The organism is Stenotrophomonas sp. SORGH_AS_0321, from assembly GCF_031453215.1.
In the GTDB taxonomy this organism is placed as follows: Bacteria; Pseudomonadota; Gammaproteobacteria; order Xanthomonadales; family Xanthomonadaceae; genus Stenotrophomonas; species Stenotrophomonas chelatiphaga.
This window is the reverse complement of the sequence record NZ_JAVIZG010000001.1, coordinates 3094315-3106514: the sequence shown is the minus strand read 5'-3', so window position 1 is coordinate 3106514 and position 12200 is coordinate 3094315. Positions and strand designations below refer to the sequence as shown.

Below are 12200 nucleotides of genomic sequence, written 5' to 3'. Positions count from 1 at the left end.
GGTGTCATTGCCGGATCACATGGCGGTCGCCGGGGCGGGGATAGGGTGGACGCACCCGCCCCCAACGGAGACCTGCCATGTGGCTCATTGACCGACTGCTTAGCGTTCCGGCCCCGGTGCCGGTTGCCCCCGCACCGGAAGCCTTGCCGGAAGCGCACGCGCGCCGGCTGACCCTCAAGCGCCCCGCGCGTGCCGGGCGCATGGCGATCTCTCCGTGGCAGAAAGTCGCCGCGCCCTCCCGCCGCAGCCGCCACTGACCGATTACTGGCGGTCCGCCGGGTGGTGCACTCCATCGTTGGTGGGCACCTCGCCGAGCGCGAATGGGTCGATGCCCTGCAGGCAGGCGACGTTGTAGCCGAACTCGCGTGGATTGGAGCGCCGCCGGTGATGGGTGTAGATGCCGCAGATGCTGCAGAACCAGTGTTCGGCCACGTGCGTGTTGAACTGATACAGCCTCAGCTGTTCGGCGCCGCGCACCACCTGGAGGCCGTCTTCCGGAACGCTGGCGGCGATGGCGCCGCGCCTTCGGCACATCGAACAATCGCAGCGACGGGGTTCGACGATGCCGTGCGGCAGGTGCAGCCGCAGCTCAACCGCGCCGCAATGGCAGGTGGCGGTGTGGTGCTCGTTGACCGGGATTCCGGCAACCGATCTGATGCCCATGGGGTCCTCCACGTGGATGCCCGCATTGTGTATCAGGTATTGGTGGGTGACGACCGTTCGTCACGCCTTCCGGCTCAACCTGAACAGGCATCCATTCCGCCCCGACGCGGCTTGTGGCTAACTAGGCGCCCCACGGATGAAGTGACAGCACCACAGTGAAGGCAGCAGGACGTTGGACGATCGCGATCATCATGCTGCTTGGCGCCCTGTGGGCCGGCGGGCTGCTGTTCTACCAGATGCCCGGGCCGGTATGGCTGGCAGGGCTGCTGGCGCTGGCCTGGATGCTCGCTGCGGGCTGGATGGCGCTGCGCGTTGCGCGCGGACGCGCCGACCAGCGGGTGGGATCGGCCTACGTGCTGGGCATGGCCTGTGCCGCCCTGTGGTGGACGGTGCTGAGCCCCAGTCAGGACCGCGTCTGGGCCGATGACGTGGCCGAGCGACTGCACGTGGTCGCCTTTGATGGGCACCACGTGGTGTTGGACAACGTGCGTGATTTCACCTGGCGCAGCGAACAGGACTACGACGCGCGCTGGGTACGCCGTGAGTACGACCTGCAGCAGCTGCGCTCGGCCGACCTGGTGATGTCGTACTGGATGGGCCCGGCCATCGCCCACACGCTGGTGTCGTTCGGCTTCGCAGACGGACGCCAGCTGGTGTTCTCGCTGGAAATCCGCAAGGAACGTGGCGAGTCGTTCTCCGCGCTGGGCGGCTTCTTCCGCAAGTTCGAGATGACCCTGGTGGCATCGGAAGAAACCGACATCATCCGCACGCGTACCAATGCACGCGGCGAAGACGTCTATCTGTACCGCCTGCAGGCGCTGAGCCAGGCGCAGCTGCGCACGCTGTTCGCCGGCTACATCGATCAGGCGCGCAGCCTGGATGCCGCACCTGCGTTCTACAACACGCTGACCAGCAACTGCACCACCATCGTGTTCGACCTGGCGCGCCACATCGCGCCGGGGCTGCCACTGGACTACCGCCTGCTGGCGTCGGGCTACCTGGACGAGTATGCCTTTGACCAGGGTGCGCTGGCCCCGGGCTATTCCTTCGCCACGCTGAAGGCACGTGCACGGATCACCGCGCGTGCGCTGCAGCCGCGGGCGCAGAATGATTTCTCCGCCTGGATACGCCGCGGCGTTCCCGGTACCGCACAGGAAGACCAACCATGATGGCCGCTGCATTCCCCCTGGACTGGCAGCGCCGCCTGCGCCTGCTGCTGGCGGCCAGCGTGCTGCTGATCGGCAGTGGCTGCGCGATGGTGACGGTGAAGCAGGTCGCCAACACGGACTACCTGACCACCAAGCGGTCCGACGTGCTGACCACCGGCAAGCTGAGCGCGGCGTCGCAGGAGACGCTGAGCGTGGTCGGGCTGGACGCCAGCCAGTGTGGCAAGGATGTGGTGGTATGCCGCAGGACGCTGCTGGATACCCATGGCATCAGCACCGAACAGCGCATGTCGGCGTTGTCCGAGCTGTGGGTGCAGACCGCGTTGACGCTCAGCCCCAAGCCCAAGCACGCCGACAAGGAGCCGATGAGCGATGCGGCGGTGGATGCCTGGCTGGAAGCGGCCCGCTACGCCTATGCGTACCTGTTCTTCAGCGGGCGCGCACCGTCCGACCGCGCCTTTGAAGACCGCCAGACCCAGGTGCGCGACTACTACAACTACGCCGCCGAACAGACCGCATCGGTGGTGTTCCGGCGGGCGCGCGCCTCCGCGCTGGAGGGCGAGGATTACAACGCCCCGGTGGCGGGTGAGCGCTGGACGATCACCTCCGACTACGATCGCCTGTCGATGCCCAGCATCCCGACCCGGTTGGTGTCGGCGGCCACGATCAGTTTCGTCGGCCTGCGCAGCACGTACCGTCGCGATGGCTTCGGCGCGGAACTGGTGGTGGTGATGGACCCGCCGAAGTTGAGCACCCCGCTGCCCGATGCCGATGCCCCGGTGGATGGTGCGGCACCCAAGCGCAGGCATGAAGTGCCGCAGTACAGCGAGATGTCTTCGATCAATGCCACCGCGCTGCTGCGCTTCAAGGGCGATTCGCTGGATGAAGTACTGCAGACCCGCCAGGTGCTGCTGGACGTGTATTCGCCCGAGGCCACCGAGCGCGTGGACCTGCATGGCCAGCAGGTACCGCTGGCCGGCAATTTCACCGCCGCCTACGGGCTGTGGCTTGCGCAGAGTGGCTTCGCCACGCAGGCCCTGCGTACCCTGTTCGGCATGGCCGAAGGGATCAAGGAACCGCACATCTACCTGATGCAGCCGTGGGATCCGAACCGCCGCATCATCTTCATGCTGCACGGCCTGGGCAGCAGTCCCGAGGCCTGGGTGAACGTGGCCAACGAGATCATGGGCGAAGAAGAGCTGCGCCGTGAGTTCCAGGTGTGGCAGGTGTATTACCCGACCAATGCGCCGATCGCTCTGAACCGCTATGAGATCTCGCGTGCGTTCAACAGCACGCTCAAGCACTTCGATCCGGGCGGACAATCGCGCGCGTCGAAGGACCAGGTGTTCATCGGCCACAGCATGGGCGGCGTGCTGGGGCGCCTGATGCTCAGTTCGTCAGGCGATGTGCTGTGGAATGACCTGATGGCGCGCTATGACCTGAAGGGCGAGCGCCTGCAGCGGGTAAAGACCAAGCTGGGACCGTTGCTGCAGTTCCAGCCGCAGCCCAACGTGGAACGGGCGATCTTCATCGCCGCCCCGCACAAAGGCACGGACATCGCCGGTAACCGGGTGGGGCGCCTGATCGGGCGCCTGGTGCGCCTGCCGCTGACGATCCTGGGGTCGTTCGAGGATGCGTTCAACACCCTGCAGCAGGCCGATGCGCAGCGCAGCGGCAGCGAGAAGCTGCGCGTGCCCAACAGCATCGACAACCTCAAATCCAGCGATCCCTTCGTGATGGCGGCGGCTTCATTGCCGATCCAGCCGGGGCTGGAATATCACTCGATCATTGCCCACCGCAAGCCGGACGTGCCGCTGCTGCAGTCCGATGACGGACTGGTGCCGTACTGGAGCGCGCACCTGGACGGGGCGGTGTCGGAGAAGGTGATCATCTCCGGCCACAGCGTGCAGGAAACCCCGCAGGCGGTGCTGGAAATCCGCCGCATCCTGCGCGAGGACGTGGACGAGGTGGGCGCACGGCCCTGAGCGGGCGTCCGGAACTGGGTGTCAGGCGCTTGGTGGGTGACGATGGGTGTCTGGCGATGGGTGGGTGACGACCGTTTGGTCGTCACAGGGCCGCCATCCGCTTTACCTGATGCCGTAAGTGCCTTCGCTCGCACCACAGGCGCGGGGCACACAGGCCTGCGTCTGAGTAGTGAGGAAGCCTTGTTTGTAACCAATGCAGTTGACGCCTATCTGGGCTGTTCCATCGAACGGCTTGGAGAAGTACTCAACGTTGTCGTAGAAGCAGCGCCTGTTGTCGACGCTTACTCAATACTTGGCTGCTCCAGCAGCAGAGTGGTGGGTCCAAGCGGAGTAGCTCGATCTCTTCGGCTGTGGCAGGCAAGCCCGGTACTGATCGCGCGTCGCGACAATTCCACGCGGCAATGGCATCTTCACCCCCTATGATTCCGGTGGATGTGTTAGGGATCATTCCTTGCTTCAGGCACAATGCTTCATGATAGATCTTCGTGGCAGCGGGTTGATCGCTGAAATCAATAAAGAACCGCTGTCCCGAGAGCCGTCGCAACTTCTGTTCCAAGCGGATCTTGCCTCCATTGAAATCGGAGTGCTCGGATGTGCGGAGTATGACGTCGCCGTCCGCACGGTGTTCCACAATGCGGTCGCGGTAACCGACCAATGGGAGCGGGACCAGGGCGGCTGAGAAAAGCAACACGTTGGCAAGCATGGCGATGTCCTTTGCGGTGGACCTGCATGGTTGCGATTTACGGACGCAATGAACTTGGCTGACCTCCCAGAGTGCAGAGAAGCAATCGAGAAGCAGGTTGTATGTCGTTGCGTACTATCGGCGGATTCAAAACACCTAGCAGCCGCTGCGGTCAGATCCGCCGCGCGACGACCGTTGCCAGCAATGCCAGCAGCAGCGTCACGGCGAAGCAGAGCAGGTAGCCCAGCGTCTCGCGGCCATCGATGAAGGCAGCGAACAACGAGCCCGACAACGCCAGCGTGGTCGCCACGCCGACGCCTTCGCTGAGCTGCAGTGCCGAACTGTTGGCGCCCTGTTCGTGCGGCGCCGACATCGACAAGGTGAGCACCGACAGGCTGGGGTAGATCAGGCCCATGCCCAGCCCGGTCAGTGACCACCCCGCGAGGGCGAGCAACAGCGGCACGCCCTGCTGCAGGGTCAGCGAGGTCAGCAGGAGGCCGCCGCACATCATCCACGCACCGGCCTGCAACAGGTGTGCGCGGGTCCAGCCGTGGCGCTGGTGTCCCTGCATCCACGAGCCGGAGAACCAGCCCAGCGCGCCCATGCTCAGCGCGGCGCCGGCCCACAGCGGTGACAGGTCGCGCTCGCGCTGCAGCAGCAGCGGCAGGAACGCTTCGGCGGCGAAGAACGCCGAGGCGGCGATGCCACGCATCGCGATCACGCTGGGCAGGCCGCGGCCCAGGCGCAGGGTCCCGGCTGGCAGCAGGTGGCGGGCGCAGACAACGAGCAGCACCAATGCCGCTGCCATCAGTGTGACGGCGACGGTTCCCTGCTGCTGGCCGCCCAGGTAAAGCAGCAGCGCGGCAAGCGCAGTACCGATCGCCCAGCGCACCACCGGGCGTGCCGCCACGTCCGTGCGCGGATCCTGCGCGCTGGCGCGCAAGGCCGGCACCAAAAGCAGCGCGGCCGGCAGGGCCAGCACCGGGACCGCCAGGAATACCCAGCGCCAACCGACGTACTGCACGATCAACCCGCTGATCGCCGGGCCGACCAGCGAAGGCACCACCCAGCCGGCGGAAAATGCAGCGAACACCTTCGGCCGCAACGCTTCGGGGAAGGTGCGCGCCACCAGCACGTACAACGACACCGACACCGCGCCGATGCCCACGCCCTGCAGCAGGCGCCCGGCCACCAGCACGCCCATGCGCGGCGCAAGTCCGGCCACGACCAGCCCGGCCAGGAAGAAGCCCAGTCCAAACCACAGCGGACGCGCCGGCCCTTGCTGGTCGCACAGGCGGCCGGCCACGCTCATGCCGATCACGCTGGTCGCCAGTGCACCGCCGAAGGCAAGTGCGTACAGGCGCAGGCCGTCCAGCGCCTGCGCCACGGTGGGCATCGCTGCGGCCACGGCCAAGGCTTCGAACGCCACCAGTGCCACCAGCGCGACCATGCCGAGCGTAGTGGCGCGATAGCGCGGCGAAAGAATGGAAGCATCATCCGGTGGAGCGATCGAGGCGGCGGGGGCGTTCATGCAGGCACTTGTATTGGCGAAGCGGAGGCGGCAGCATCGCGCCTCAACCAAGGTTGAGGTCAAGTGATGGCGACGCAGGAGCTTAGTGTAGGCGAGGTGGCCAAGCGCAGCGGCGTGGCGGTGTCCGCGCTGCACTTCTACGAGCGCAAGGGGCTGATCCGCAGCCTGCGCAACGCAGGCAACCAGCGCCGCTTCCCGCGCGAGGTGCTGCGGCGGCTGGCGGTGATCCGCGTGGCCCAACGCGTGGGCATGCCGCTGGAAGCGGTGGGTGCGGCGTTGGCCGAGCTGCCCGAAGGACGTACGCCGACCAAGGCCGAATGGGCACGCATGTCCGCCCGCTGGCGTACCGAGCTGGATGAGCGCATCCAGCTGCTGCAGTTCCTGCGTGACCAGTTGACAGGCTGCATCGGCTGCGGCTGTCTTTCGCTGAAGCGCTGCCGGCTGGCCAACCCGGATGACATGCTGGCTGCGCAGGGCGACGGGCCACAGCGCTGGGAATAGCGGGGCGTCGGGCCGACCTGAATCGGCATCCGCTGTTTCACCACACGGTGAAGGTCTGCCCGCTCTGGATGCCTTCCACCGCACGCTGGTAGGCCAGCGCGACGCGGCGCGCGGGTGCCGGCTCGAAGCCCGGGAAATACGGCGCATAGGCGGCCGCTGATTCCTCCAGCACGGTCGGGCTGACGACGTTGATGCGCAGTCCACGCGCCGCCAGTTCGAACGCCGCGGCGCGCACGAAGCCTTCCAGCGCTGCGTTGACGGCGGTGGCGTTGCTGCCGTCGCGGACCGGCTGGGCGCTGATGATGCCGCTGGTAAGGGTGATGGAGCCGCCGGCGCGCAGGTGGTGCTGCGCAGCCAGCGCCAGCCGTACCTGGCCGAGCAGTTTGTCCTGCAGGCCGCTGTCGAACTGGGCGGCGGTCATGTCCTGCAGGGGACCAAAGTGGACCTGGCCGGTGGTGGCGATCACCGCGTCCAGCGGGCCGGTGGCCTCGAACAACGCCTGCACGCTGTGGTCGTCGGTGAGGTCGACCTGGTACTGACCATTGTGGCGGCCCGCGCCGAGGATTTCATGCCGCTGGCCCAGGTGGGCGGCGACGGCCTGGCCGAGGGTGCCAGACGCGCCGACAATCAGGATCTTCATGCTGCTTCTCCGTTGGGGATGCGCGCAGTGTGATCCCCATCGTAGGTTTCGGTAAGGGGTGTAAGATTCGATCATTCAGAACCAGGAGTTCGCAATGGAAACCCTGCGCTGCATGAGGGCGTTCGTGGCGGTGGCCGACCATGGCAGTTTCTCGCGCGCCGCCGTGCACCTGCAGGTATCGGCGGTGATGGTGGGCAAGTACATCCAGCAATTGGAGGCGCACCTGGGCACGGCGCTGCTGCAGCGGAACACGCGCCGACAGCGGCTGACCGAGGCCGGCGTGGCCTACCTGGCGGGTTGCCGCCAGGTGCTGGAGCAGGTGCAGCAGGCCGAAGCGAGCGTGGCTGGCCTGCAACTGCAGCCGCGCGGGCTGCTCCGGGTGAGCGCGCCGACCACCTGGGGCAGCTGCGTGCTCGCGCCTGCATTGGCATCGTTGCTGCAGGCGCAGCCTCTGGTAAACATTGAGCTGGATCTCAGCAACCGCACCGTGGACTTGATCGAGGATGGCTTCGATGCGGCGATCCGGGTGGGCGCGCTGCCTTCCGGCGCGCTGGTGGCACGCGCGATGCCGCCCTACGCGATGAGCCTGTGCGCGTCACCGGCGTACCTGCGGCGTCGGGGCACCCCGCAGGTGCCGTCCGACCTTGCCGCGCATGACTGCCTGAGCCACCTGGCGTGGCGGGGGGGGCATGGCTGGCAGCTGGCCAATGGCGAACCGGTGGACTGGGAGGGGGCAGGCGCGGCTGAGCAGCAACGATGGGCAGGCGCTGCGGCTGGCGGCGCTGGCCGGTGCCGGTCTGGTGCTGCAACCCACGGCACTGCTGGGGGAAGACATCGCCGCGGGGCGGCTGGTTGCGTTGCTGGCCGACCATCTGCCAGTGCCGCGGCCAATGAACCTGATCTACCTGCCTGATCGTCGGCCGCGACCGCGGTTGCAGTGTTTCGTAGAGTTCATGCTAGAGCGGTTTCCGGTGCCGCCTGTCCCTGAACCGGCACCGTAGCGCCACGCGCGGCGAGCGGGAAGCAACGCGCAGAACGGCCAGCGGCCGTCACTCCCCTTGGCGCTTCAATCGTTGGCGGCGGACAGTTCGCGGCCACGTGCCTGGGCGGCGGCAAGGGCCTTCGCGACCAGGGGCTCGAAGCCGCCGGCCTGGAACGCTTCGATCGCCGCCTGCGTGGTGCCGCCCGGCGAGGTCACCCGGCGGCGCAGCTCGGCCGGCGCTTCGCCGGCTTCATCCAGCATGCGTGAGGCCCCCAGCAGGGTCTGCTGCACCAGCGTGCGCGCCGCCTCGGGCGGCAACCCCTGCGCGATGCCGGCCGCCTCCATCGCCTCGGCCAGCAGGAAGACATAGGCCGGGCCGCTGCCGGACACGGCAGTGACTGAATCCATCAGCGCTTCATCGTCCACCCATACGGTGCGGCCGGCGCTGGACAGCACCCGGTCCGCCTGCGCGCGCTGCGCAGCGGTGACCTGGGCGGTGGCATACAGGCCGGTAACGCCCGCGCCCAGCAGGGCAGGGGTATTGGGCATCGCACGCACCACGGCGATGTTGCCGCCCAGCCAGCGGTCCAGCTGGGCGCTGGTGATGCCGGCGGCGATGGAGACCAGCAGGGGGCGCTTTTCAGTCGCCAGGGATTGCAGCGTGGCACATACCTCACGCAGCACCTGCGGCTTCACCGCCAGCAGCCAGGTGCTGGCCTGGGCAGCGGCCTCGCTGGGGGTGGCGTGCGGGGTGACGCCGAAATCGGCGGCAAGGGCATCGCGCAGCGCCGCCACGGGTTCAGCGACATGGATGTCGGCGGCCGGGGTGCCCTGGCGAACCAGCCCGGCGATCAGGCTGCGGGCCATGTTGCCGCCGCCGATGAAGGCGATGGAGGAATCGGTCATGCGGATGCTCCTTTCAGTTCAAGCCGGACGGACGCGCGCGCCGAACAGCGCGGTGCCAATGCGGACCAGGGTGGCACCGTCGGCGACGGCCTCGGCGTAGTCGCTGCTCATGCCCATCGACAGCGTGTCGGCCTGCGGATACCGGCCGTGCAGCGCCTGCTGCAGCGCGTGCATGCGGGCGAAGGCGGCGTGGCGCCGCGCGGGGTCGGGCCACGGCGCGGGGATGGCCATCAGCCCGCGCAGTTGCAGGGTGGGCTCGGCGGCGACGGCGGCCGCCAGCGCATCGATCTGCGCGGGCTGGCAGCCATGCTTGCTGCTTTCGTCGTCGATGTTGACCTGGATCAGCACGTTCAAGGGCGGCAGGTCAGCCGGCCGATGGCGTGCCAGGGCGGCCACCAGCTTTGGCCGGTCCACGCTCTGCACCCACTGGAAATGCCGTGCGACCGGCTCGGCCTTGTTCGACTGCAGGTGGCCGATCAGGTGCCATTCCAGTCCAAGGCCTTGCAGCGCCTCGATCTTGGCCAGGGCCTCCTGTACGTAATTCTCGCCGAAGGCGCGCTGGCCTTCGGCGGCCAACGCGGCAATCGCCGCGGTCGGCTGGGTCTTGGACACGGCCAGCAGGGTGGGCACTGGCCGCCCGGCGGCCTGCGCCGCGTTCTGCAGGTTGCTCAGTATTCCGGGCAGGGGACTTTGCACGTGACGCGTTCCGGTCTGACAGGACGCTATACTGACGCCCGGGGAAAGATCCTTCCAGTCGAAGCCGTTGTTGGGGAGTAGCCGCTCATGGATATCGCCGAGCTGTTGGCGTTTTCCGTAAAAAACAAAGCATCCGACCTGCACCTGTCCGCAGGCCTGCCGCCGATGATCCGCGTGGATGGCGACGTCCGTCGCATCAACATCCCGGCGCTGGACCACAAGCAGGTGCATGCGCTTGTCTACGACATCATGTCGGACAAGCAGCGTCGCGATTACGAAGAGTTCCTCGAGGTCGATTTCTCGTTCGAGATTCCGTCGCTCGCGCGCTTCCGTGTCAACGCCTTCAACCAGAACCGTGGCGCCGGTGCGGTGTTCCGTACCATTCCGTCCGAAGTGCTGACCCTGGAGGACCTGGCCTGCCCGCCGCTGTTCCGCGAGGTGATCCAGCAGCCGCAGGGCCTGATCCTGGTGACCGGTCCGACCGGTTCGGGCAAGTCGACCACGCTGGCGGCGATGATCGATTACATCAACAAGAACGAGTACGGGCACATCCTCACCGTCGAGGACCCGATCGAGTTCGTGCACACTTCGCAGAAGTGCCTGATCAACCAGCGCGAAGTGCACCGTGATACCCACGGCTTCAACGAAGCGCTGCGTTCGGCCCTGCGTGAAGATCCGGACATCATCCTGGTCGGCGAACTGCGCGACCTGGAAACCATCCGCCTGGCCCTGACCGCGGCGGAAACCGGCCACCTGGTGTTCGGCACGCTGCATACCAGTTCGGCGGCCAAGACCATCGACCGCATCATCGACGTGTTCCCGGCCGGCGAAAAGCCGATGGTGCGCTCGATGCTGTCCGAATCGCTGCGCGCGGTGATTTCGCAGGCCCTGTTGAAGAAAGTGGGCGGCGGTCGTACTGCAGCATGGGAAATCATGGTCGGCACCCCGGCCATCCGCAACCTGATCCGCGAGGACAAGGTGGCGCAGATGTATTCGGCCATCCAGACCGGCCAGCAGCACGGCATGATGACCCTGGACCAGCACCTGCAGGATCTGGTCAAGCGCAGCCTGATCACGCGCAACCAGGCCAAAGAGTACGCCAAGGACAAGCGCCTGTTCGAGTAAGGCAGGCGACGGCGGGCGGCGCGCGTCGGCTCGGCGCGCACCGCGGGCCGCCGTGCCGAGCCCCCGTCCCGTTTCCTGGAGTCTGCCGTGAACAGTGCCGCCACCAATACCATCGATTTCACTTCTTTCCTCAAGCTGATGGCGCACCAGCGCGCCTCGGACCTTTTCATCACCGCGGGCATGCCGCCGGCGATCAAGGTCAACGGCAAGATCTCTCCGATCACCCAGACCCCGCTGTCGCCGCAGCAGAGCCGCGACCTGGTGCTGAACGTGATGACGCCGGCGCAGCGCGAGGAATTCGAAAAGACCCACGAGTGCAACTTCGCCATCGGCCTGTCCGGGGTCGGTCGCTTCCGTGTCAGCTGCTTCTACCAGCGCAACCAGGTGGGCATGGTGCTGCGCCGGATCGAAACGCGCATTCCCACCGTGGATGAGCTGGCGCTGCCGCCGATCATCAAGACGCTGGCGATGACCAAGCGCGGCATCATCCTGTTCGTCGGCGCGACCGGTACCGGCAAGTCGACCTCGCTCGCGGCGATGATCGGCTACCGCAACCACAACTCGACCGGCCACATCATCACCATCGAAGATCCGATCGAGTTCGTGCACCGCCACGAGGGCTGCATCATTACCCAGCGCGAAGTCGGCATCGATACCGACAGCTGGGAAGCGGCGCTGAAGAACACCCTGCGCCAGGCGCCGGACGTGATCATGATCGGCGAGGTGCGTACCCGCGAAGGCATGGACCATGCCATCGCTTTCGCCGAAACCGGTCACCTGGTGCTGTGCACGCTGCACGCGAACAACGCCAACCAGGCGATGGACCGCATCATCAACTTCTTCCCGGAAGACCGTCGCAACCAGCTGCTGATGGATCTGTCGCTGAACATCAAGGGCGTGGTCGCGCAGCAGCTGATTCCTTCGCCGGACGGCCGTTCGCGCAAGGTGGCGATGGAAATCATGCTCGGCACCCCGCTGGTGCAGGATTACATCCGCGAAGGTGAGATCCACAAGCTCAAGGAAGTGATGAAGGAGTCCACCCAGTTGGGCATGAAGACCTTCGACCAGAGCCTGTTCGAGCTGTACCAGGCCGGCGAAATCAGCTACGAAGATGCGCTGCGCTATGCGGATTCGCAGAACGAAGTGCGCCTGAAGATCAAGCTGAGCCAGGGCGGCGATGCGCGCACGCTGGCACAGGGTCTGGACGGCGTGGAAATTTCCGAAGTCCGCTGAGCCCGCCGCGCGCTGCCAGGGCATCGGAATTCGGGTAGTGACGGCCGCTGGCCGTCAATCGCGGTGCCGCGCTGCGCGCTCGCCGAGCGT

General features: G+C 66.7%; 12 protein-coding genes and 1 pseudogene. 7 read left to right on the top strand and 6 right to left on the bottom strand.

What is annotated here, in order from left to right; genetic code table 11:
• The first annotated feature begins 77 nt into the window (after nucleotides 1-77).
• Entirely contained in the window at nucleotides 78-257 is a 180-nt protein-coding gene (locus tag QE373_RS13860) for a hypothetical protein (RefSeq protein ID WP_309687550.1), read from the top strand.
• 4 nt (nucleotides 258-261) lie between these two features.
• On the opposite strand, the gene QE373_RS13855 is transcribed toward QE373_RS13860, so the two are convergent.
• Nucleotides 262-663 carry a GFA family protein gene (locus tag QE373_RS13855; RefSeq protein ID WP_309687547.1) on the bottom strand — a complete coding sequence of 134 codons (402 nt, stop codon included), beginning with the start codon at nucleotides 661-663 and terminating at the stop codon, nucleotides 262-264.
• Between the two features lie 191 nt (nucleotides 664-854).
• Here QE373_RS13855 and QE373_RS13850 point away from each other — a divergent pair, with 191 nt between their 5' ends.
• The gene (locus QE373_RS13850; RefSeq protein ID WP_309687545.1) at nucleotides 855-1832 is read left to right on the top strand and encodes a DUF4105 domain-containing protein; all 978 of its coding nucleotides are present in this window, start codon (nucleotides 855-857) and stop codon (nucleotides 1830-1832) included.
• Nucleotides 1832-3814, top strand: a complete 1983-nt coding sequence (locus QE373_RS13845) for an alpha/beta fold hydrolase (protein WP_309687542.1) — start codon at nucleotides 1832-1834, stop codon at nucleotides 3812-3814. The genes QE373_RS13850 and QE373_RS13845 overlap by 1 nt, the downstream gene beginning before the upstream one ends.
• A gap of 244 nt (nucleotides 3815-4058) precedes the next feature.
• Here the strand turns inward: QE373_RS13845 and QE373_RS13840 are convergent, their stop codons facing one another.
• Both QE373_RS13840 and QE373_RS13835 read right to left on the bottom strand, forming a co-directional pair.
• A complete protein-coding gene (locus QE373_RS13840; RefSeq protein ID WP_309687539.1) occupies nucleotides 4059-4517 on the bottom strand; it encodes a hypothetical protein in 459 nt (152 codons plus the stop codon).
• A 151-nt stretch (nucleotides 4518-4668) separates the two neighbouring features.
• Complete coding sequence (locus QE373_RS13835; RefSeq protein WP_309687537.1) at nucleotides 4669-6027, bottom strand: MFS transporter; 1359 nt, start codon at nucleotides 6025-6027, stop codon at nucleotides 4669-4671.
• A gap of 66 nt (nucleotides 6028-6093) precedes the next feature.
• Here QE373_RS13835 and soxR point away from each other — a divergent pair, with 66 nt between their 5' ends.
• Complete coding sequence (soxR, locus tag QE373_RS13830) at nucleotides 6094-6528, top strand: redox-sensitive transcriptional activator SoxR (protein ID WP_057506910.1); 435 nt, start codon at nucleotides 6094-6096, stop codon at nucleotides 6526-6528.
• 37 nt (nucleotides 6529-6565) lie between these two features.
• On the opposite strand, the gene QE373_RS13825 is transcribed toward soxR, so the two are convergent.
• Nucleotides 6566-7168 (bottom strand): short chain dehydrogenase, encoded by a 603-nt coding sequence (locus QE373_RS13825; protein WP_309687534.1) that lies wholly within the window; start codon nucleotides 7166-7168, stop codon nucleotides 6566-6568.
• Between the two features lie 94 nt (nucleotides 7169-7262).
• Between QE373_RS13825 and QE373_RS13820 the strand changes: the two are divergent.
• Nucleotides 7263-8169, top strand: a pseudogene (locus QE373_RS13820) (LysR family transcriptional regulator).
• Nucleotides 8170-8234: 65 nt separating this feature from the next.
• Here QE373_RS13820 and proC read toward each other — a convergent pair.
• Nucleotides 8235-9056 (bottom strand): pyrroline-5-carboxylate reductase, encoded by an 822-nt coding sequence (proC, locus tag QE373_RS13815; RefSeq protein ID WP_309687532.1) that lies wholly within the window; start codon nucleotides 9054-9056, stop codon nucleotides 8235-8237.
• Nucleotides 9057-9074: 18 nt separating this feature from the next.
• Complete coding sequence (locus QE373_RS13810) at nucleotides 9075-9719, bottom strand: YggS family pyridoxal phosphate-dependent enzyme (RefSeq protein ID WP_309689827.1); 645 nt, start codon at nucleotides 9717-9719, stop codon at nucleotides 9075-9077.
• 120 nt (nucleotides 9720-9839) lie between these two features.
• Here QE373_RS13810 and QE373_RS13805 point away from each other — a divergent pair, with 120 nt between their 5' ends.
• The gene (locus QE373_RS13805; RefSeq protein WP_042613426.1) at nucleotides 9840-10877 is read left to right on the top strand and encodes a type IV pilus twitching motility protein PilT; all 1038 of its coding nucleotides are present in this window, start codon (nucleotides 9840-9842) and stop codon (nucleotides 10875-10877) included.
• Between the two features lie 87 nt (nucleotides 10878-10964).
• Nucleotides 10965-12110 carry a PilT/PilU family type 4a pilus ATPase gene (locus tag QE373_RS13800; protein WP_309687529.1) on the top strand — a complete coding sequence of 382 codons (1146 nt, stop codon included), beginning with the start codon at nucleotides 10965-10967 and terminating at the stop codon, nucleotides 12108-12110.
• Nucleotides 12111-12200: the final 90 nt, after the last annotated feature.